The following is an 18,669-nucleotide window of genomic DNA, read 5'->3' as shown; positions in this document are numbered from 1 at the left end:
CACTAGTCTACGGAATCAGAAGGGTGTCTTGTTGTGCTATCTGCTTGTATGGTGGAACTATGACCAAGAACCCAACCCTCACCCAAGCCGCCGAATTCGCCCATGTGGGCCCCAGCGTCCTCAACCTGACTCAGCCGGTTGAAGACCTCACCGCAGATCTGCTCAACGTCTATTCTGTCTCTGGGGCAGAGGTGCGTTTAGCGGACGCCGTGCAGGCGGCCCTTGAAACAATCGGCGGGCTGGAGATAACCCGCGACGGCGATTCCATCATCGCCCGAACTAACCTAGGCCGAGATACCCGCATTGTACTGGCCGGGCACCTGGATACTGTGCCTCTACCTCGTACCCCCGGTTCTTTGGGAACCGTCCCAGCTATCTGGGTTGAAGAGGAAGGGCAGCGGGTGCTGTATGGCCGCGGCGCAGTTGATATGAAGGGAGGTGTGGCCGTGCAGTTAGCCCTGGCTGCCCGCCTAACAAACCCCCGCTATGACATCACCTACGTCTTTTATGACAATGAAGAGGTTGCCTCTGAGTTCTCCGGCCTGGCCCGTCTGATGCGCAACCACCGCGAAAAGCTGACCGATGCTGAGCTCGCGGTCCTTCTTGAACCTACTGACGGCACCATTGAGGGTGGCTGCAACGGCACCATCCGCTTCTGGATTCGTACCTCCGGTGTTGCCGCCCACTCGGGGCGCTCTTGGAAGGGCGTGAACGCTATCCACAAGATGGCGGACGTACTCGGGCGCCTGGACGCCTACCAGCCAGCCACCTACGAGGTGGAGGGCCTAGCCTACCGTGAGGGGCTTAGCGCCGTGCAAATTTCAGGCGGAGTGGCCGGTAACGTGATCCCCGATGAGGCAGGTGTGCACATCAACTACCGTTTTGCCCCCAACAAGACCCTGGACGAGGCTGTAGCCCACCTCAAGGAGGTCTTTGAGGGCTACGAGCTGGACTTCGTTGACCTCTCATCAGCAGCCCGCCCCGGCCTAGATGCCCCACTTTCTCGCTCCTTGATTGAGTCGGTAGGGCAGGAGCCTAAGCCCAAGTACGGGTGGACGGACGTTGCCCGCTTTAGCGAAATCGGTATTCCTGCCGTCAACTTTGGTCCCGGTGATGCGCTGCTGGCCCACACCGATAATGAGCATGTGAAAGCTACTGAGGTGAGCGCCTGCTATGCGGCCCTGGAGAACTGGCTGACTGCGTCCTAATCCTTTGTAGCCTGCACACAGCCCAAGAAACCTGCACAGCCTAAGAAACCTGCCCAGCCCCGGCTAAGAAAATAGAGGAAGGGCCCCATCAGATGATGGGGCCCTTCCTCTATGCGCCAGGTAAGATGCGCGGACGCTAGTGCTTGGGAATCTTGAACATCAGCTCGGTCTTGGGGCGGGCTTCGTCCACTTCACCGGGCACACCGTCGGCGTGCTTGATAGTCACATCAGAGTGGGAGCTCATGTACTTAGCCAACCACTCAGCAAAGAGAGTCAGGGCGAAGTTGATGACCACGAAGATCAGGGCAGCCAGCAGGAGCATCTGCAGAATGTTGCCTTCACCGGAGCCAAAGCGGCGGGCGGCAGCCAGCAGCTCGGGGTAGGAGATGATGTAACCCAGGGCGGTGTCCTTAAGGATAACCACGAACTGCGAGAGCAGGGAGGGCATCATGGCGGTGAGCGCCTGGGGCACCAGAATCAGGGTCAGCACCTTCCAGGGGGTTAGGCCGATGGCTAGACCGGCCTCGCCCTGGCCCTTGGGCAGCTGCTGCACACCTGAGCGTAGAAGCTCAGCGATGACCGAACCATTGTAGAGGGTCAGACCTAGAACAACAGCGATAAAGGGCAGCTGTGAGGGGGCAAAGATGTTGAGCTGGCCTAGGAAGAGCCAGAAGAAAATCATCATAATCAGCACGGGAACGGCGCGGAAGAATTCCACGACCACGGTGCCAAAGGCCCGCACAGCCTTATTGGGGGAGAGACGGGCTAGACCAAAGAAAAGACCGAAAGCTACCGAGGTCACTACAGAAATAAGTGCGGCTGAGAGGGTCTTCCAGAGGGCCGGCAGAATGTAGTTGACCCAGAGGTTACCGGAGAAGAGGGAGGTCCATTTCTCGGCTTCTAGCTGGCCCTGACGGTTCATCACCATCATCACGTAAGCGGCACCTACTGCCAGGAGCAGAATTGCCACGATGTTGAAGATGCGGGTGCGGGCGCGGGCCTTGGGGCCGGGTAGGTCAAAGAGGACCGAGGTTGAGGTCATACGCTTGCTCATCGCTTCACCGCCAGTTTACGAGAGGCCCAGGTGGTTAGTAGGCCGATGGGGACAACAATAATCACAAAGCCCATGGCGAAGACGAAGAAGATCATGAAGATCAGGTCTGAGTTGAACTCAATCATGGATTTCATCATGCCTGAGGCCTCAGCGACTGAGGCGACGGTGGCTACGGTAGTGTTCTTGGCCAGCGCGATCAGGGTGTTACCCAGGGGAGTGATGGAGCCGCGCAAAGCCTGCGGGAAGATCACGTAGCGGGCGGTGGGCAGGAAGCTAAGACCGATAGCGCGGGCTGCCTCAGCCTGGCCGACAGGTACGGTGTTAACGCCTGAGCGGATGGCTTCACAGGCGAAGGCCGCGTGGTAGATGGCAAGGACGATGACGGCGTAGATAAAGAAGTTCCACTCAAAGCTAGTTGCTAGTGAGAGCTGGAACTGGGTCCACACGCCCAAGATTGCCAGAGTCATCAGGATGGTCAGCGGGGTGTTGCGGACCAGATGTACGTAGGCGGTGCCCGCCCAGCGTAGGGAAGGCACGGGCGAGATACGCATGAGTGCCAAGATGGAGCCAAGGACGAAGGATCCGATAGCTGCCCAGAAGGTCAGCTGGACGTTGGTCCAGAAGGCGCCGATGACGTCGTAGGTGGCAAAGAGCGTGGAGAGCTGTTCAGAGAACGACATGAAAGCCTCCGGTAGTTGAAAGATGGTGGTGTAGAGAGGGGGCACTGTGCCCTGTGGCCTTACTTGGGGTCAACAGTGGCACAGGCTTCGGTGAGGACGGGCGGGTTCAGCTCGGCGTTGTAGGTGTAGTCAGCGGCACCTACGTTCTTTTGGATGGCTTCTTCCCAGGCGCCGGTTTCGACCATCTTGTTGATGGCCGCATTGACGGCGGCGCATTTGTCGGAGCCCTTGGGCAGGCCGACACCGTAGTTTTCGGTGGAGAAGGTGTGCCCGACGAGTTTGAGTTCGCCCTGGTTGGCCTTGGTGGAGGCTAGACCTGCCAGGATGATGTCATCGGTGGTGACAGCATCGACCATGCCAGCGTTGAGGGCAACGACGCAGTCAGAGTAGGAGTTCTGCTGAACGAGCTGAACCTCTGATGAGTAGTTGTCTTGAATCTTTTTGGCGCTGGTTGAGCCGGTGACAGAGCACAGGTTCTTCCCGGCAAGAGATTCGGGGCCGGTGATGTCGGTGTTATCTGCCTGTACCAGAAGGTCCTGGCCAGCGACGAAGTAGGGCCCGGCGAAGTCGACGGTTTTGAGTCGCTTTTCGGTGATGGAGTAGGTCGCAAAAATCATGTCTACCTGGTTATTGGTGAGCATGTTTTCGCGGTTGGAGCTGGGGGCCTCTACCCATTCGATCTGGTCTTCTGAGTAGCCTAATTCAGCGGCGACGTAGCGGGCTACGTCGGTGTCGAAGCCGGTGTAGTCGCGTCCGTCTTGGTAGCCCAGGCCAGGCTGGTCGTATTTGATACCGATGCGGATGGTGTCTTCGCTACCGGATGCGGTGCAGCCGGAGAAGGCCAGGACGCCGGTGGCGAGCAGGGCCGCTAGGGTGCCGACCTTTGCTGTGGTAGGTAAGAAGTTCATGGTATGACCGTCCCCTTAGTGGCCCAGGATTTTGCCGAGGAAGTCCTTGGCGCGGTCTGACTGGGGGTTGGTGAAGAACTGATCGGGGGTGGCTTCTTCGACGATTTCACCGTCGGCCAGGAATACGATGCGGTCTGCTGCCTTGCGGGCAAAGCCCATCTCGTGGGTGACTACGATCATAGTCATTCCTTCGCGGGCTAGGGAGACCATGGTGTCGAGTACTTCGTTGACCATTTCGGGGTCCAGGGCGCTGGTGGGCTCGTCAAAGAGCATGACCTTGGGCTTCATGGCCAGGGCGCGGGCGATGGCTACGCGCTGCTGCTGACCGCCGGAGAGCTGGGCGGGCATCTTAGAGGCCTGGTTATCAACGCCGACCTTTTTGAGCAGGCTCATGGCCAGTTCTTCAGCGGCAGTCTTGTTCATGCCGCGGACCTTCTGGGGGCCTAGGGTGACGTTTTCCAGGATGGTTTTGTGGGCAAAGAGGTTGAAGGACTGGAAGACCATGCCGACTTCTGCGCGCAGGTTGGCTAGCTCTTTACCTTCTTCGGGCAGGTTTTTGCCGTCGATGGTGATGGTGCCGTCGGTGATGGATTCTAGGCGGTTGATGGTGCGGCAGAGGGTGGACTTGCCGGAGCCTGAGGGGCCGAGCAAGACGACAACTTCGCCCTTGCCGATGGAAAGGTTGATGTCCTTGAGGACGTGGTTCTCACCGTAGTGCTTGTTCACATGGGTGAGTTGAACCAGTGCGTTAGTAGTCACTGGGCTTCCTCTCGTATGGTGGATTCAGTGCGTGCGCCGGTAGCATTGAGGTGCTGTGGCACAAACCAAATGGTATATGTGCTTACCTTACTCCCTGTACGGTAAATAACTTGTTACGCGGGGTGTGGTTTTTGCAGTCATCTTTGTTTGGTGTGTTCGCTGGTGCCGGGCGGGAGCTTTGGCCCAGGTGGGAGGACGGTATGAATTATTTGCTAGTTGCAGTGACTTTTATGGTGCTGGCGGTGGTGACTGTTGCCTGTGCAGTGCTGGGCACAGATCGCTTAGTTCCGGCGCGTAAGGTGCTGGATGCGCTGAGCCAAGACGGTCTGGCGCTGGTTCCTGCCGCTGAGCCGCCGGTGATTCTTTCGGAACGTCCGGACGCAGCTGAGCTGGGTCGGGTGCGTTTTGCCACATCAGCGTTAGGGTATAACCGTGATGAGGTTGATGGGGTGCTTGCTCAAGTCATTGCTGAAAACAGCCGCCTGCGGGCCCAACTTGAGGCCCTGGGGCAGGTCTCTCAAGGCTCTCAGGGCTCGCAGGAGTCTCAGAGCTCTCAGGGTACGGACGCCGCACCTAGCTCAGATGGGCAAGGCTAGGCCAGTGGAGCGTCCGTCAGTGGAGCGTCCGCCTGCCCCTGTGAAAGGCCGGGTGCTTGAGCACGCCGCTGTAGCCCTGAACGTGAACGCCAGCCGGTTTGCCTTCTTCTTTGCCTCCCTGCCTCTTGCCCTACGGGTGGCCCTCATCTACGCTGCCAGTAGAATCTGGGGCTGGTTTATCTTTTCGACGGTGGGCTTGCACCAGACCTATAGCCCCTGGAAGAACACCTCCATGGGCTACCTGGAGTTCGTCACTATTTGGGATGCGGACTGGTACGCCAAGATAGCTGACCACGGTTACCCCAGTGTGCTCCCGGTGGGGGCTAGCGGCCAGGTGGCTCAAAACGAGTGGGCCTTCTACCCCCTCTACCCTTTTATCAGCGGCACTATCAGCAGGCTAACCGGCCTGGACTACCAGGTTCTTGCCCCTACCATCTCGCTTCTTTTCGGGTTCGGGGCAGCCTGGATGATCTACCGGCTTTTTGAGGCCAGCCTGCGCACTCGAAGACTGGCACTCACCCTTGATACCAACCAGTGCCGGGGCGGGCAGGCCGTGACGGGCCAGCGCGCCGGTAGGCATACAGGCGGGGCACACACAGGCGGGGCACACACAATCGAGGCGCACACAGACAGGGCACCCACAAGCGAAGTGGAAACAACAGCCCTCTGGGCAACTGCCGCCGTCAGCTTCTGCGCCATCGCCCCCATCTTACAAACAGGGTACGCCGAGGCCACCGGCCTTTTCTTCCTGGCCTGGGCCCTCTTTTGGCTGGTGCAGCAACGCTACCTCCTGCTGCTGATTCCGGCTCTAGGTGCTGCCCTCTCTCGCCCCGTGGGGGTGCCCCTGGGCGCCGCTGTGGGCCTCTGGTGGCTCATCTGCTGGGGTGCTCAAGCAAGGGAGCAAGGTTTTCTGCGGGCTCTGCGCTCAACCGGTCTGCAGCTAGCCTCTGCCCTGGCTGTCTGCGCTTTTGCCTTCATTCACCCGGCTCTTGCCTGGGCCGCTACCGGGCGTATGGACGCCTACACCGCCACCGAAGCAGCCTGGCGGGCAGGCGGCGAAAACGTACTACCCTTTGTGCCCTGGCTTACCCAAAGCCAACTGTATTTGGGGCAGGTGCTGGGGCCACTCGTCCTGCTCTTACTGCTCTTACTCTACCTGCTGTGCTTATCAGCCCCTGTGACCAGGCGGGTGCTCCACCCAGCTCTCATTACCTGGTGTGCAGCCTACGCACTCTACATGCTGGCCTTCTTCAACCCCCAGTCATCCACCTTCCGCCTGCTCTTACCTCTCTTCCCCCTCCTCTTGCCCCTGGTGGCTCTCTCAGCTTCGCGGGCCTACCGTTGGCTGCTGATTATCAGTGGGGCAACCCTACAATTTGGCTGGGTTGGCTGGCTCTGGCACTGGAAGCAACTACCCGGTGGTGGGGACTACCCGCCCTAAACCTGCAAGTTTTCACGAAAAACTTAGAAGTAAGCCAACTAAGCACTATGATGATAAGAAGGTAGAACTGGCAGCAGATGCCGGGCCACCGCAGACCAACCTCATTGAAGGAGAACCAAGATGGCAGCTCAGAAACCTCGCACCGGCGACGGCCCCCTCGAAATCGTGCGCGAAGGGCGCAGCATCGTCATGCGCATTCCCGTTGAAGGTGGCGGCCGACTGGTTCTTGACATCACCGAAGAAGAAGTTGAAGCCATCCGCGCCTGCGTCGAAAACGTCTAAACCTTAACACTCTTAGACCTTAGCCCTCCTAGGCCCTGCGCCCTAGGCCTCAGCCCCTGCCTATAACCCCTACCGGGTGACGGCGGGGGCTTTTAGCGTTTATAGACCAGGTAAAGGCCCTCACCTGCATGGATTAGAGACACAAAAACATCAGCGGTGCAGGCTGCTACCTCCTGCAAGACGGTGCGTACCGAAACAGTGATAGCGTCACGGGCAGTAGGGTTAGCCACAGCCCCACCCACCAGCGGGTCATGCAAAATCAGTAGCCCACCGGGCTCTAAGAGGGCTAGCGTGTCATAAACTAGCTGTTCAGCTAGCTGGCTACCTGCATCAATAAAAGCTAAATCATACGAGGCCGCCGACAGGCGGGGCAGTACCGCCGCAGCGTCCCCGGTAATGACGCGCACCCGGTGGCTAGCATCAAGGCCACTCGCTGCCAGCAAAGACCGGGTAGCCTGGCAGCGGGTTGAATCAATATCAATAGCTGTGAGCGCAGCGCCGGGGGCTAAACCCATCACCAGGGCTGCGGTGGCGACACCGGCCCCGCACCCAATCTCTACCGCATGCTGGGCCTTGGTCGCAGCAGCTAGCACTGTGAGCAGTGAAGCTACCGACGGGGCCACAGGGGTAGCATCCAGTCGTTCGGCTTGAGCCCGGGCAGAAGCCACAGCTTCAGCCTCCAGGGGGAACTCTTCAGCATAAACCCAGCTTCGAGTTTGTTCCTGAGTATTCACCTAATACTTCACCTTCACATGAGCGCGCGCGGTAATGATTCTGGAAACATCTTAATCAACCCCACCCGTTTTATGGGCGAACACCCGGGCTGAACTGGTAATCTCTTTGTGTGTTTGGAATTAGCGGCCTCGAATTTATTGTTCTAGCGATCCTGGTGTTTGTCGTCATCGGGCCAGAACGTATGCCCGAGTATGCCCAGCAGCTCAAAGAATTTATCAAATGGGCGCGTCGCATGGCTTTTGACGCCAAAGATGACCTGAAAGAAACCCTGGGCCCAGATTTGGGCGACATCAACTGGCGCCAGTACGACCCCCGCCAGTACGACCCCCGCGTCATTGTGCGCGAGGCCTTCGCTGAAGACGAAGAAGAACGCCGTAAGGAACTTGAAGCTAAAGCCGCTGCTACACCGGCCGCATCGGTCAGCTCCCGCCTACCCCAGGGCGCCTGGGCCCCCTTCGATACCGAAGCCACCTAAACACTTACCCAGCCCTAGAAGCTAAAGGGGGGGGCTTATTACAAAAGGACCGCATCCATGATGCGGTCCTTTTGAGATTTTTGCACTCCCTATGAGCTGGGCTAGACAGTAAAAGGCAAAGAAGCACCGGCAAGCCCGCGCGGGCGGTGAGTCAAAGCCCGGGCGATTTTTACCAGCTCCTGGGCCGCCGCTGTCTCAGGGGCACCCCAGACAACCGGGGTGCCAGCGTCCCCACCCTCACGCAAGGCAACCTCTAAAGGCACAGACCCCAACAAGGGCACCTCATAGCCCAGGGCCTTACCCAAAGACTCCGTCAGCAGAGCCCCACCACCTTCACCAAAAAGCGGCAGACTGCTACCATCAGGCAACTGCAAAGCCGCCATATTCTCTAGCACCCCAATCACCTTCTGCCCGGTCTGCACACTCAAGGTACCAGCCCGCTGCGCCACATCCACAGCCGCCAACTGGGGGGTAGAAACCAGAAGAATCTCAGCATGAGGCAAAAGCTGGGCCATGGAAATAGCAATATCACCGGTGCCCGGGGGCAAATCAAGGAAAAGCACATCAAGATGCCCAAAATGCACATCAGTCAAGAACTGCTCTAAAGCCCGGTGCAACATAGGCCCACGCCAGGCAACAGGCTGATCAGGCTTCACAAACATGCCAATAGAAATCACCTTAATCACCCCGCCACCTGTAGGAGCTTCCAGCACCGGAGGAATGATCATATCGTCCATGCGGGTCGGGCCAGCGGTGATGCCCAGCAGCCCCGGAATTGAAAAACCGTGCACATCGGCATCAACAATCCCCACACTCAAGCCCATAGAGGCACAGGCCGCAGCCAGGTTAGCAGTGGCAGAAGACTTACCCACCCCGCCCTTACCAGAAGCCACCGCAAAAACACGGGTGAGCGAACCAGGGGTCGTAAAAGGGTTCTGCTTGGTGTGGCCCAGGCACTGACGCAAAGCAGCCCGCTGATCAGGGCTCATAAACCCCATCTCAAGCTCAACCTCGCTCACCTGCCCCAGGGCAGAAACAGCAGCGCGGACGTCCGCCTCAATGGTCGAACGCAAAGGGCAACCCTCAACCGTCAGGAGCACCCTGATATGAGCCACAGAGCCAGCCAGCTCAGCCCGATCAACCATACCCAGCTCAGTGATAGGCTGGCGCAGCTCAGGGTCAATAACAGTTGCAAGGGCCGCTAGGAGCTCCTCATTCACATGTGATGTCTGCATAGGGTAAACCGCCTACTCGAAGGAGCGGTCGATGTCCTTAACCTTCTTCTTCTTACGCATCTTCGGGTGCTCATCACTGAGCACATCAAAAGCACTGGTAACCGGCTGAGCCGCATGAGGGTCAAAGGCCGCGGCATTCTCAGAAACCTCAAGCTCATTGGCCTTAGCCGCCAAAGACTCAGCCCGAGTAAAAAGCTCCTCCTGGCGGCGCTGCACCTCAGCTAGCTCCTCCATAATGTCGCGCATCTCCCCGCGCACAAAGTCACGGGTAGCAACCTCACGCAAAGTAATACGCAAAGAGGCGATCTCACGGGTCAGATACTCTGTCTCCTCCAGATTCCGCTGATCGCGCTGCCTGTCCTGGCGGGCAACCACACGGTCACGGTCATCCTGCCGGTTCTGCGCCAACAGCAAAAGAGGAGCAGCATAAGAGGCCTGCAAAGACAGCATCAAGGTCAGCAGGGTAAAGTTCAGCGACCGCGGATCAAACTGCATACCCTCCGGGGCCAGAGTATTCCACCCCAACCAGAGGGCACAAAAAACGGTCATCCACAGCAAAAACTGCGGGGTACCCATAAAACGCGCAATCTTCTCGGTCATCTGACCGAAAGCATCAGGGTTAGGGCTGAGCTGAAAAAGCGGCCGACGCTTCTTCTGCTGGGGGGTCCCTAGAGTCTGCGCTGATTCATCGCGCTCGCGTGCCTCACTCAAAGCGGCGGCCTACCTTTCGAATCGGGGTTCCATCGTCATAGGTGCGCCAGTCATCAGGCAACATCTCATCGAGCACGTCATCCACAGTGACCGCACCAACCAGACGGTCAAAATCGTTGACCACCGGGATAATAGTGAGGTCGTAGGTCGCCAACACTCGGGCGACTTCTTCAATGCTGGCAGCATCAGTTACCGGCTCAATGGACGTATCAATAATATTGCCCACCTGCTCGCTGGGGGAGTGGCGCAGCAAACGCTGCATGTGCACAATGCCCAGGTACTTACCGGTAGGGGTTTCAAGCGGCGGACGCGTGACCACCACCGCCGCTGCCATGGCAGGGGAAATTTCTTCCTGACGGATATGAGCCAGGGCCTCAGCCACGGTCGCTTCGGGAGAAAGAATAATAGGGACCGGGTTCATGAGCGAACCGGCTGTGCCTTCCTCATACTCCAGAAGACGGCGCACATCGTCCGAATCTTCCGGGTCCATGAGGGTCAGCAGCTCTTCACGCTGAGTATCTGTTAGCTCACCGAGCAGATCGGCTGCGTCATCGGGTTCCATCTCTTCAAGGACGTTGACGGCGCGCTCCACCTCAAGGTGGGAGAGGATCTGCACCTGGTCGTCCTCAGGTAGCTCCTGCAGCACATCTGCCAGACGCTCATCTTGAAGCTCCTGGGCCACCTCAACCATGCGCTTATCTGGCATCTCGTGAATAGCATCTGCCAGGTCAGCGGGGTTAGAGTCCTCATGGCTTGCCACGAAGGCGGTAGCAGCCTGGGGTTCAAAGTCGGTGGAGAGAATGACCTCATCCCAGTCCACAATCAGGGTTTCCTTGCGGCGGCGCATCAAACTGGCGTGGCCGCGGGAGATGAAGAGCTCTGAGATGAACCAGTCGCCGTTGCGGCGCTGCTCCATGGCAACGTCCTCAATTTGGGCTAGGCCTGACCCATCACGCAACTGCACCTTACGGTCAAAGAGCTCACCGACCACCAGCGCCTCAGAGCCGCGCTGCTCAAAGCGGCGCAGATTGACCAGGCCGGTCAAAATAATCTGGGTAGAATCGATGCTGGTCACCCGCGTCATGGGAACAAAAATACGTTTCTTGCCCAAAATTTCAATGACGATGCCCACCACGACCGGCTCTTTGAGCTTAGCTAAAGGGCCCACCGCACTGAACTGGGTAAACCCGCTTTTAAGCACCACAACATCGCGCAGACGGCCCAGGCGGTCACCGTGGGGGTCAAAAACGTCTAGGCCCAAAAGGCGGGCAATAAAAATCTTGTTCGGTACGCTACTCACAGTTATCAAGGGTACCTGCCTCAGCCCACACCTGCCACTGAGAAAAACCGAACCTTCATCTAACCGCCTTGAGAGTTCACCTGTGGCGATACACCGGCGCGCTCCTAGCAAACTCCCTGCCCAATAAGAAAAAATAGGGACATGAATCAACTCAAAGCACCTCCTGCCCTGGCCATGGCCGACGGCGCCCACCTGCCCCCTGGTGAACTCGTTGCAACCTTCACCGACCGTAAAGAGGTGACTAAGGCCATCGAATTCCTTGCTAGCCAGAAATTCCCGGTGCATTCCCTCTTCATCGTGGGCCACGATGTGCAGCAGATTGATTACGTCACCGGCCAAGCCACCTACCCCAGGGCAGCCCTGGGCGGGGTTATTCAGGGTCTTGGTCTTGGTGCCCTCGTTGCTCTCTTCAACGCGGTGATTACCCAGACCTCCATTCTGGCTAATCTTCTAAGTATCGTGCCCCTGGCTATTGCCTTCTGCATCATCTACTCCATTTTCGTAGCCTCCCGCAGCAAGGGCCGGGGCATCCGCACCCGCAGCCAGATGCTCCCCCAGCGTTTTGACCTCATGGCCATCCCCGCCACCGCTCAAGCTGCCCGCCACCTACTGCGCGTCACGGTGCAGCCCACTGACACCCACAGCGGGGTGCACGGGCCAGCAGCTCACCCCTTCGCCCAGCAGGGGCCCCAGAAGGGGCAGACCTCAAGCCCCTACATCCACCCCGGTATGAGCCAGGCTAACCCCCAGGGCTACGCGGCCCAGCAGCCCCAGTCGCCCCGGCCGTCTCAGGCACCCCAGCAATCTCAGTCGTCTCAGAATTCTCAGGGCCCTGCCGCCCCAGAAGGCACCTCCGCCCCCGCCTTTGTGCCCCCAGCCGAAACCAACCGCGACGGTTCAAAGGCTGCTGGTAAATACGGTCTACGCGTGGAAACCCCCGAAGAATTTGAGGCAACTATCCGCAAGGCACCCCACAGAGCAGAGAACGAAAAAACCCAGTAGCAGGGTGCCCCTAAGGCCTAACTGTCCTCGCGGTTATCTGGTTAACTGTGGTCAGTGCGGTGAGCGCTCTCAGGGCGGGAGTTCTCAGCCATCCAGGCCTCGATACCCTCAACGGTGCGAGGCAGGGCAGCTGAGAGGTTCTCGTTACCCTCCTCGGTAATGAGCACATCGTCCTCAATGCGGATGCCCATACCGCGCAACTCCTCAGGAATCGCCAAATCCTCTTCCTTGAAATAAAGGCCCGGCTCAATGGTGAAAACCATACCCGGCTCAATGGTGCCCTCCATGTAGAGCTCCTTCTTAGCCTGGGCGCAGTCATGCACATCAAGACCCAAATGGTGGCTGGTGCCGTGGGGCATCCAACGGCGGTGCTGGCCACCCTCAGCTGAAAGGGAAACCTCAGCAGAGACAGGCAACAGACCCCACTCATGCAAACGGGCCGCCAGAACCTGCATAGCAGCCTCATGAACCTCACGGAATTTCTTACCCGGCACCGCAGCCTTAAACGCTGCATCAGCTGCCTCAAGCACAATATTGTAGGCCTTAGCCTGAACCGGGGAGAACTTACCGCTCACTGGCAAGGTACGGGTAATATCGGCCGTGTAGAGGGTGTCATCTTCAACACCGGCATCCAGTAGCAGCAACTTACCCTCATCAACAGTGCCGTTATTACGAATCCAATGCAAAATAGTGGCGTTGTTACCGCAAGCGGCAATAGTGTCATAGCCCAGGTCATTGCCTTCAACACGGGCCTTAGCGAAAAAAGCGGCCTCAACAACACGCTCACCGCGACGGTGGGCACGAGCCGCAGGTAGAGCTTTGACAACCTCAGCAAAACCCTCAATGGTGAAACCTACCGAGCGGCGAAGATTCTCCACCTCAATCTCATCCTTCACCAGGCGCGCCTCAGAAAGAGCCTCAGTTAGGGCAGCATCGAGCTTATCTGACTCCTCTAAATCAACAGCGGTATTGTAACGAGAGGTATCAACCAGGGCATCAACATTCACATCCACATCACGAACCAGACGGATACGAACCCCACCCAGGACCTGATGCCCGGCATTCTTAGTAATTGCTACCTCCAGTTCAGAAAGATCCCTGGTGCGTAGCCCATACTCAGCACCCAGCGACTCGAGGGTAGGGCGGGGGCCAACCCAGAACTCACCATAGCGGGGGTCGCGGTAGAACATCTCAGTATCACGGCCCGCCAAGGGGCGGAAATAGAGGGTAACCTCATGGTTAGAACCCTGATCCCCCTGACCCTCTTCAACCGGCTCAAAAACCAGTACCGCATCGGGCTCATGGTCTAGCCCCAGGCCAGTCTGATGAGCAAAGGCTGAGTGCGGGCGGAAACGGTAGTCAGTATCGTTCGAACGCACCTTCAAAGGGCCAGCAGGTAGCACCAGGCGCTCGCCGGGGAAGGCCGCAGAGATTTTGGCGCGGCGCTGGGCTGCGAAGTCAGCTACGCGGGCCCGGGCAGGGACCTGGTCGGACGCCGGCGCCCAGTTAGCTGCCATAAATTCAGTAAAAGCGCTGGAAGTAGGAGCAGCAGAGCGGTTGGTGACGCGCTCTTCAATAGGCTGGTCATCTCCTGGGGTGGGGGTCTTATTGCTAGTAGTCATGCCTACCAGTCTAGTGAGCCGGTTAACGGTGCGTCTAGCGCAAGGCGGGGCGGCGGTGCTAGCTAGTGCCTGTTATTGGGGGCCTGGCGAAGGTAACCTGGTGGTATGTACGACCTGCACACCCACTCCCGTATTTCTGATGGAACCCAGCCGGTAGCTGAACTGGTAGCTGATGTTGCTGCCGCAGGGCTGACCGGTTTTGCCCTCACCGACCATGACACCACCGCAGGCTGGGCTGAGGCCGCAGAAACAGCCGGTGGCCTGGGGCTAGATTTTCTGCCCGGCATGGAAATCTCCTGTTCGGCTCAGGGGGTGAGTATTCATCTTCTCTCTTACCTTCATGACCCGACCGATGAAGCTCTTTTAGCTGAGATTGGTCGTGCCCGTGACTCCCGGTTGGGCCGGGCCCAGCGCATGGTTGAGAGGCTAGCTGAGGACTACCCGGTGACCTGGGAGATAGTGCAGGAGCAGGTGCATGAGGGTGCTACCGTGGGGCGTCCGCACATTGCCGATGCCCTGGTGGTGCTGGGGGTTGTGAGTAACCGCTCTGAGGCTTTCGAGACTATTTTGACGACCCGCTCCAAGTATTATGTATCCCATTACGCTCTTGACCCGGTGCGAGCTGTGGAGCTGGTGCGGGCGGCAGGGGGCGTGCCGGTTATGGCCCACCCCAAGGCGTCCTCCCGCGGAAAAATAGCGAGCGACCAGACCATCTATGCCATGATTGATGCCGGCCTGGCAGGTTTTGAGGTCTACCACCGGGATAACCCCCCTGAAGGGCGCGCCTGGCTTTTGAAGACCGCGGCCGAACACCAGCTGCTGGTTACTGGCTCCTCTGACTATCACGGGGCAGGTAAGCCTAATCGTCTGGGTGAAAACACCACCCCCCAAGAGACGGTGGACCGTATCAGAGAACTCTCCCAGCAGCTGCGGCAGAAATCGGCCCAGTAACATGCTCAAAGCAAACAAACAGCTTGTGGGGGAGTGCACCACCTAGACTTGAGGGTATGAAGTTTCTCAACGGTATGACTCCGGCCACCGATCTGACCTACAACGACGTGTTTATGGTTCCCTCTCGATCTGCGGTAGGTTCCCGCATGAGCGTAGACCTCTCCACCGCAGACGGAACCGGCACCACCATCCCCCTGGTCATTGCCAATATGACCGCCGTATCTGGCCGTCGCATGGCTGAAACCGTTGCCCGGCGCGGTGGCATCGCAATCATCCCCCAGGACGTCCCCGCTGAGATCGTCGCCCACACCATACAGGAAGTGAAGAACTCCCACCTGGTCTTTGACACCCCTATTACCGTCAAGCCCCACCACACCGCAGGCTATGTGCGCCACCTGCTACCTAAACGCGCCCACGGGGCCGCTATCGTTGTTGATGGCCAGAGCCCTATTGGCGTGATTACCCCCAAGGATCTGCGCGGGGCAGATAACTTTGACCAGGTTGAAGATTTGATGAGCACCGAGCTGCTCACCCTGCCTGATACAGTCACCCCGCGCCAAGCCTTCGATATTCTGCACGAAAAATCTCGCAAGGTCGCCCCCGTTGTAGATGCCGAGGGCAAGCTGGTGGGTGTGCTCACCCGCGCAGCTGCCCTGCGCGCCAGCCTCTACACACCGGCCACAGACGCCCAGGGCAGGCTCCGTATTGGTGTGGCTATCGGCATTAACGGTGATGTTGCTGGCCGCGCTGCTGCCCTGATAGAGGCCGGTGCCGATGTGCTGGTAGTTGATACCGCCCACGGCCACCAAGAAACCATGATTGAGGCCCTGAAAAAGGTCAAGGCCCTTAACCCGGCGGTCCCGGTTGCTGCCGGTAACGTGGTGACCGCAGCGGGCGTGCGCGATTTGGCAGAAGCTGGGGCAGATATCATCAAGGTTGGTGTGGGCCCCGGTGCCATGTGCACCACCCGCATGCAGACCGGTGTGGGGCGCCCCCAGTTCTCTGCCGTCCTAGAATGTGCTCTTGAAGCGAAGAAACTGGGCGTGCACGTGTGGGCGGACGGCGGCATCAAGGACCCCCGCGATGTTGCCCTAGCCCTGGCCGCAGGGGCCTCTAACGTCATGGTGGGCTCCTGGTTCGCTGGCACCTACGAATCACCTGGCGATGTCATACAGGACGTCGACGGGCGCCTTTATAAGGAGTCCTTCGGCATGGCCTCCCGCCGTGCCGTGATTAACCGCAACTCTAAGACCGAGGCCTTTGAGAAGGCCCGCCGGGAAATGTTTGAAGAGGGCATCTCTTCAGCCCGCATCTACCTGCCTGAGGGGCGCGGAGGCGTGGAAGATCAGATTGACTCGATTATCTCTGGCGTGCGCTCATCCTTCACCTATGCTGGTGCCGCCAGTCTTGAAGAGTTTGCCCAGCGGGCCGTGGTGGGTATCCAGTCAGGTGCAGGTTACGCTGAAGGCCAGGCCCGCGCCACCCGCTAAGAGAAAGAAGAAACCTGGGCCACCTGTTACGGTGGCCCAGGCCTGTGCCCCTTACTAGGGGAGGGGGAAAGAGCCTAGCTCTCGCCGCCTTCTACCCGGCGGGTACGGCGGCGGCGCGGACGGTTCTGCCCAGCAACCTGGCCTTCACCCTGGCGGGTACGGCGGCGGCGCGGCTGAGCCCCGCCCTCACCGGCTTCACCCTTATGGGCAGCAGGCTTCTCCTTACGGGCCTCGCCGCCTGAACGGGCACCATCACGGCGCGAAGAACGTGAGCCAGAACGTCCGCGGCGCTCACCGCGTTCGCCTCGCTCACCGCGCCCGCCACGGTCCTGCCGCTTCTGACGCGAAGGAGCACCACCAAAATCCTCAGTCTCTTCAGCCTGCAAACCGGCTGCGGTGCGCTCTTCCTTAGGCAGACGCCCCTTAGTTCCCTTAGCAATCCCCAAATCAGAATAGAGGTGGGGGGACGAAGAATAGGTCTCAACAGGCTCATCAACACCCAGCTCCAGGGCCTTGTTAATGAGCTTCCAGCGGGGGACGTCCTCCCAATCCACCAAGGTCACAGCGGTACCTTCTTTTTCGGCGCGGCCGGTGCGGCCCACACGGTGCAAGTAGGTCTTCTCATCCTCAGGGCACTGGTAGTTAATGACGTGGGTGACATCCTCAACGTCAATACCACGGGCAGCCACATCGGTCGCCACCAAAATATCGACCTTGCCGTTGCGGAAAGCCCGCAGAGCCTGCTCACGGGCACCCTGGTTCAAATCACCGTGGATAGCGCCAGCGGCAAAACCGCGAGCCATCAGCTCATCAGAAAGCTTAGCGGCTGAGCGCTTAGTCTTTGTGAAAATGACGGTGCGGCCCCGGCCCTCAGCACGCAGGATACGGCCAACGAGTTCGTCCTTATCCAGGGGGTGGGCCCGGTAAATAACCTGGCGAATCGAGGCCTTAGTCATGGTCTCTTCTTCACCAGATTCGGCGCGAATATGCATGGGGCGGCTCATATAACGGCGGGCCATGGTGAGCACCGGCCCGGGCATGGTTGCTGAGAAGAGCATGGTCTGGCGGACCTCAGGCACAGCAGAAAGAAGACGCTCCACATCGGGTAAGAAGCCTAAATCAAGCATCTCATCGGCCTCATCAAGAACCACAATCTTAATCTGGGCGAGGTTGAGGTACTTCTGACGGTGCAGGTCAATGAGTCGGCCCGGGGTGCCCACAATCAGCTCAACACCCTTTTCTAGTTCCTTAACCTGGCTGTCGTAGGGTCGGCCACCGTAGAGGGTGCTCACACGCACACCAGATTTTGAGGCGGCAACCGACAAATCATCGCCCACCTGGATCGCCAGTTCGCGGGTAGGAACAATAATCAGAGCCTGGGGCGCACCGGGGGTAGGGAGCTGCTCAAAAGCCTGCGTACCCGGGACCGCTACGCTCTGTAGGGCAGGTAGACCAAAGCCCAGGGTCTTACCGGTACCGGTCTTAGCCTGGCCGATAATGTCCTGGCCAGAAAGAGCCACCGGCAGGGTTAGCGCCTGGATGGGGAAGGGGGAGGTAATGCCCTTTTCTGCTAGGGCATCGGCAATGTCTTGGCGTACACCGTAGTCGGCGAAAGTTTTACTGGTAGTAGAGTCTGTCACGAAACATGTTCCTTCAAGTGAGGCCCCACCGCGGGGCAAAGGAGGAAGCCGATCGTGGGTTTTCATGCAACAAAGAAGCTCTATCAACCACCATCAGGACGCATACAGGGCGTTGGGCAGGAGAGCTAAAGGCAGGTGAGTCTATACGGATGGTACGACCGGGCAACCAAATAACTCCTCTATTCTACCGGCAAGAGCCGTAAAAGTAAGGCGGCCCTGGGAGTTTTGTGTCAAACTCCCAGGGCCTACCCTCTACATCAAACCTACATCTACTGGCCGATACCAAAGCCAATGCGGTGCTTGGTTTCAGCACCCAGCTCTACATAACCAATATTGGCTGCCGGCACGAGAGTAGTGGAACCCTTCGCATCGGTCAGTTCCAAGATGCCGCCCTGCTCAAGAGCTGCGGCAACCTTAGCGCGTACCTCTGAGGCGGTTTCATCGGTGTCGATGACGACCTGGCTGGGTACATTGAGCACGCCAATCTTAATTTCCATGAGGATTCCTTCCTATCAGTCCCTTACCCGGCGGCAGGGGGTCTCTGCCCACCAGTCTACGTGAGCGAGACCAGAAAGGGGGC

Annotated in this window: 19 protein-coding genes; 8 read left to right on the top strand and 11 right to left on the bottom strand. The window is 58.7% G+C overall.

The features are described 5' to 3' along the window. The first annotated feature begins 59 nt into the window (after positions 1–59). On the top strand, positions 60–1,208 hold the full coding sequence (dapE, locus tag ACEE09_RS08280) for a succinyl-diaminopimelate desuccinylase (RefSeq protein ID WP_449083752.1): 1,149 nt from the start codon (positions 60–62) through the stop codon (positions 1,206–1,208). A 136-nt stretch (positions 1,209–1,344) separates the two neighbouring features. Here dapE and ACEE09_RS08275 read toward each other — a convergent pair whose 3' ends face one another. From ACEE09_RS08275 to ACEE09_RS08260, 4 genes are read right to left on the bottom strand one after another with little or no spacing between them, the layout of a single operon-like run. Further along, positions 1,345–2,262, bottom strand: a complete 918-nt coding sequence (locus ACEE09_RS08275) for an amino acid ABC transporter permease (RefSeq protein WP_449083750.1) — start codon at positions 2,260–2,262, stop codon at positions 1,345–1,347. Then, positions 2,259–2,942: an amino acid ABC transporter permease gene (locus tag ACEE09_RS08270; protein ID WP_449083748.1), complete on the bottom strand. Its 684-nt coding sequence runs from the start codon at positions 2,940–2,942 to the stop codon at positions 2,259–2,261. Before ACEE09_RS08270 ends, ACEE09_RS08275 begins: the two co-directional genes overlap by 4 nt. Positions 2,943–3,001: 59 nt before the next feature. Then, entirely contained in the window at positions 3,002–3,850 is an 849-nt protein-coding gene (locus ACEE09_RS08265) for a glutamate ABC transporter substrate-binding protein (RefSeq protein ID WP_449083747.1), read from the bottom strand. 15 nt (positions 3,851–3,865) lie between these two features. Further along, entirely contained in the window at positions 3,866–4,594 is a 729-nt protein-coding gene (locus ACEE09_RS08260) for an amino acid ABC transporter ATP-binding protein (RefSeq protein WP_449083773.1), read from the bottom strand. A gap of 215 nt (positions 4,595–4,809) precedes the next feature. On the opposite strand from ACEE09_RS08260, the gene ACEE09_RS08255 reads away from it, so the two are divergent. The 3 genes from ACEE09_RS08255 to ACEE09_RS08245 all read left to right on the top strand — a co-directional run bounded on the left by ACEE09_RS08255 (position 4,810) and on the right by ACEE09_RS08245 (position 6,928). After that, positions 4,810–5,205: a DivIVA domain-containing protein gene (locus ACEE09_RS08255; RefSeq protein ID WP_449083745.1), complete on the top strand. Its 396-nt coding sequence runs from the start codon at positions 4,810–4,812 to the stop codon at positions 5,203–5,205. 4 nt (positions 5,206–5,209) lie between these two features. Further along, positions 5,210–6,646: a hypothetical protein gene (locus tag ACEE09_RS08250; RefSeq protein WP_449083743.1), complete on the top strand. Its 1,437-nt coding sequence runs from the start codon at positions 5,210–5,212 to the stop codon at positions 6,644–6,646. A gap of 120 nt (positions 6,647–6,766) precedes the next feature. Continuing rightward, entirely contained in the window at positions 6,767–6,928 is a 162-nt protein-coding gene (locus tag ACEE09_RS08245; RefSeq protein ID WP_449083741.1) for a DUF3117 domain-containing protein, read from the top strand. A gap of 92 nt (positions 6,929–7,020) precedes the next feature. Here ACEE09_RS08245 and ACEE09_RS08240 read toward each other — a convergent pair whose 3' ends face one another. Next, entirely contained in the window at positions 7,021–7,662 is a 642-nt protein-coding gene (locus tag ACEE09_RS08240; RefSeq protein WP_449083739.1) for an O-methyltransferase, read from the bottom strand. 110 nt (positions 7,663–7,772) lie between these two features. On the opposite strand from ACEE09_RS08240, the gene ACEE09_RS08235 reads away from it, so the two are divergent. Further along, positions 7,773–8,138, top strand: a complete 366-nt coding sequence (locus ACEE09_RS08235; protein WP_449083737.1) for a Sec-independent protein translocase TatB — start codon at positions 7,773–7,775, stop codon at positions 8,136–8,138. A 101-nt stretch (positions 8,139–8,239) separates the two neighbouring features. Here ACEE09_RS08235 and ACEE09_RS08230 read toward each other — a convergent pair whose 3' ends face one another. Genes ACEE09_RS08230 through ACEE09_RS08220 form a run of 3 tightly spaced genes read right to left on the bottom strand, consistent with a single transcriptional unit; the run spans position 8,240 to position 11,384 of the window. Continuing rightward, entirely contained in the window at positions 8,240–9,373 is a 1,134-nt protein-coding gene (locus ACEE09_RS08230) for a P-loop NTPase (protein WP_449083735.1), read from the bottom strand. 12 nt (positions 9,374–9,385) lie between these two features. Continuing rightward, positions 9,386–10,084: a DUF1003 domain-containing protein gene (locus ACEE09_RS08225; protein ID WP_449083734.1), complete on the bottom strand. Its 699-nt coding sequence runs from the start codon at positions 10,082–10,084 to the stop codon at positions 9,386–9,388. Next, a complete protein-coding gene (locus ACEE09_RS08220; protein ID WP_449083732.1) occupies positions 10,077–11,384 on the bottom strand; it encodes a magnesium transporter MgtE N-terminal domain-containing protein in 1,308 nt (435 codons plus the stop codon). The genes ACEE09_RS08225 and ACEE09_RS08220 overlap by 8 nt, the downstream gene beginning before the upstream one ends. A gap of 141 nt (positions 11,385–11,525) precedes the next feature. Here ACEE09_RS08220 and ACEE09_RS08215 point away from each other — a divergent pair, with 141 nt between their 5' ends. Beyond that, the gene (locus ACEE09_RS08215; RefSeq protein WP_449083731.1) at positions 11,526–12,386 is read left to right on the top strand and encodes a general stress protein; all 861 of its coding nucleotides are present in this window, start codon (positions 11,526–11,528) and stop codon (positions 12,384–12,386) included. A 41-nt stretch (positions 12,387–12,427) separates the two neighbouring features. On the opposite strand, the gene ACEE09_RS08210 is transcribed toward ACEE09_RS08215, so the two are convergent. Further along, positions 12,428–14,008 (bottom strand): aminopeptidase P family protein, encoded by a 1,581-nt coding sequence (locus ACEE09_RS08210; RefSeq protein WP_449083729.1) that lies wholly within the window; start codon positions 14,006–14,008, stop codon positions 12,428–12,430. A 105-nt stretch (positions 14,009–14,113) separates the two neighbouring features. On the opposite strand from ACEE09_RS08210, the gene ACEE09_RS08205 reads away from it, so the two are divergent. Continuing rightward, complete coding sequence (locus ACEE09_RS08205; RefSeq protein ID WP_449083728.1) at positions 14,114–14,959, top strand: PHP domain-containing protein; 846 nt, start codon at positions 14,114–14,116, stop codon at positions 14,957–14,959. A 56-nt stretch (positions 14,960–15,015) separates the two neighbouring features. Then, the gene (locus tag ACEE09_RS08200; RefSeq protein WP_449083726.1) at positions 15,016–16,449 is read left to right on the top strand and encodes a GuaB1 family IMP dehydrogenase-related protein; all 1,434 of its coding nucleotides are present in this window, start codon (positions 15,016–15,018) and stop codon (positions 16,447–16,449) included. 74 nt (positions 16,450–16,523) lie between these two features. On the opposite strand, the gene ACEE09_RS08195 is transcribed toward ACEE09_RS08200, so the two are convergent. Together ACEE09_RS08195 and ACEE09_RS08190 are read right to left on the bottom strand one after the other, a co-directional pair. Continuing rightward, positions 16,524–18,155 carry a DEAD/DEAH box helicase gene (locus ACEE09_RS08195; RefSeq protein ID WP_449083724.1) on the bottom strand — a complete coding sequence of 544 codons (1,632 nt, stop codon included), beginning with the start codon at positions 18,153–18,155 and terminating at the stop codon, positions 16,524–16,526. A 203-nt stretch (positions 18,156–18,358) separates the two neighbouring features. Then, a complete protein-coding gene (locus ACEE09_RS08190; RefSeq protein WP_449083722.1) occupies positions 18,359–18,586 on the bottom strand; it encodes a DUF3107 domain-containing protein in 228 nt (75 codons plus the stop codon). Between the last annotated feature and the right edge of the window lie 83 nt (positions 18,587–18,669).

Source organism: Rothia sp. 88186D007BW (genome assembly GCF_053544215.1).
Note: the sequence above shows the minus strand (reverse complement) of the source record. Positions and strands in the feature narration are given on the sequence as shown.

Excerpts from the sequence above, each read along its gene's own strand:
- dapE (WP_449083752.1), top strand. The coding sequence starts at position 60 with ATGACCAAGAACCCAACCCTCACCCAAGCCGCCGAATTCGCCCATGTG.
- ACEE09_RS08275 (WP_449083750.1), bottom strand. The coding sequence starts at position 2,262 with ATGAGCAAGCGTATGACCTCAACCTCGGTCCTCTTTGACCTACCCGGC.
- ACEE09_RS08270 (WP_449083748.1), bottom strand. The coding sequence starts at position 2,942 with ATGTCGTTCTCTGAACAGCTCTCCACGCTCTTTGCCACCTACGACGTC.
- ACEE09_RS08265 (WP_449083747.1), bottom strand. The coding sequence starts at position 3,850 with ATGAACTTCTTACCTACCACAGCAAAGGTCGGCACCCTAGCGGCCCTG.
- ACEE09_RS08255 (WP_449083745.1), top strand. The coding sequence starts at position 4,810 with ATGAATTATTTGCTAGTTGCAGTGACTTTTATGGTGCTGGCGGTGGTG.
- ACEE09_RS08245 (WP_449083741.1), top strand. The coding sequence starts at position 6,767 with ATGGCAGCTCAGAAACCTCGCACCGGCGACGGCCCCCTCGAAATCGTG.
- ACEE09_RS08230 (WP_449083735.1), bottom strand. The coding sequence starts at position 9,373 with ATGCAGACATCACATGTGAATGAGGAGCTCCTAGCGGCCCTTGCAACT.
- ACEE09_RS08215 (WP_449083731.1), top strand. The coding sequence starts at position 11,526 with ATGAATCAACTCAAAGCACCTCCTGCCCTGGCCATGGCCGACGGCGCC.
- ACEE09_RS08210 (WP_449083729.1), bottom strand. The coding sequence starts at position 14,008 with ATGACTACTAGCAATAAGACCCCCACCCCAGGAGATGACCAGCCTATT.
- ACEE09_RS08205 (WP_449083728.1), top strand. The coding sequence starts at position 14,114 with ATGTACGACCTGCACACCCACTCCCGTATTTCTGATGGAACCCAGCCG.
- ACEE09_RS08200 (WP_449083726.1), top strand. The coding sequence starts at position 15,016 with ATGAAGTTTCTCAACGGTATGACTCCGGCCACCGATCTGACCTACAAC.
- ACEE09_RS08195 (WP_449083724.1), bottom strand. The coding sequence starts at position 18,155 with ATGAAAACCCACGATCGGCTTCCTCCTTTGCCCCGCGGTGGGGCCTCA.
- ACEE09_RS08190 (WP_449083722.1), bottom strand. The coding sequence starts at position 18,586 with ATGGAAATTAAGATTGGCGTGCTCAATGTACCCAGCCAGGTCGTCATC.